Here is an 847-nt window from a genome sequence, read left to right on the forward strand (position 1 = left end):
GCCGTTCCTGTCGATGCTTGAAGTGTTGGCCGAGCGCGAGGAAACCCGGCCGGTCACGCTGGTCTACGGCGTGACGCGGGACCAGGACCTGGTGATGGTCGAGGCGCTGGAGGCGTTCGCCCAACGCCTGCCCAACTTCGGTTTTGTCACCTGCGTGGCCGACCCCCAGACCGCGCACCCCCGGCAGGGGTATGTCACCCAGCACATGGCCGCTGACGTGCTGAACGATGGCGACGTGGATGTGTACCTGTGCGGGCCGCCACCGATGGTCGACGCGGTACGCCAGCACTTCAAGAACCAGGGTGTCACCCCCGCCAGCTTCCACTACGAGAAGTTCACCCCCAACACCATCGTCACCGGCGACGCCGCCTGAGGAATCCCCCATGACTCCACGTTTCAACACCCAGGTTGCGCTGGTGACCGGCGCCGCCCAGGGCATCGGTCGGCGGGTTGCCGAGCGTTTGCTGGAAGAGGGCGCCTGGCTGGTGGCCGTCGATCGCTCGGAACTCGTGCATGAATTGCAGCATGAGCGGGCGCTGATCCTCACCGCCGACCTGGAGCAGCATGCCGAATGTGCCCGTGTGATGGCCGCTGCCAAGGCACGGTTCGGGCGTATCGACATCCTGGTCAACAACGTCGGCGGGACCATCTGGGCCAAGCCCTTCGAGCACTACGCCGAGAACGAAATCGAAGCCGAGGTGCGCCGCTCGCTGTTCCCGACCCTGTGGTGCTGCCATTGCGTGTTGCCCTACATGCTGGAGCAGGGCAGCGGTGCCATCGTCAATGTCTCGTCCGTGGCCACGCGCGGAGTGAACCGTGTGCCGTATGGCGCGGCCAAGGGCGGCGT

Annotated in this window: 1 protein-coding gene and 1 pseudogene; both read left to right on the forward strand. The window is 65.9% G+C overall.

Going from position 1 to position 847, the window contains the following annotated elements:
* A pseudogene (locus HX846_RS38500) lies at positions 1–373 on the forward strand (NADH oxidase); the annotation flags it as partial.
* A gap of 10 nt (positions 374–383) precedes the next feature.
* On the forward strand, positions 384–847 hold a 464-nt coding region (locus HX846_RS38505; RefSeq protein WP_178967614.1), incomplete at its 3' end, for an SDR family NAD(P)-dependent oxidoreductase.

Source organism: Pseudomonas sp. K5002 (genome assembly GCF_013386655.1).
Classification (GTDB): domain Bacteria; phylum Pseudomonadota; class Gammaproteobacteria; order Pseudomonadales; family Pseudomonadaceae; genus Aquipseudomonas.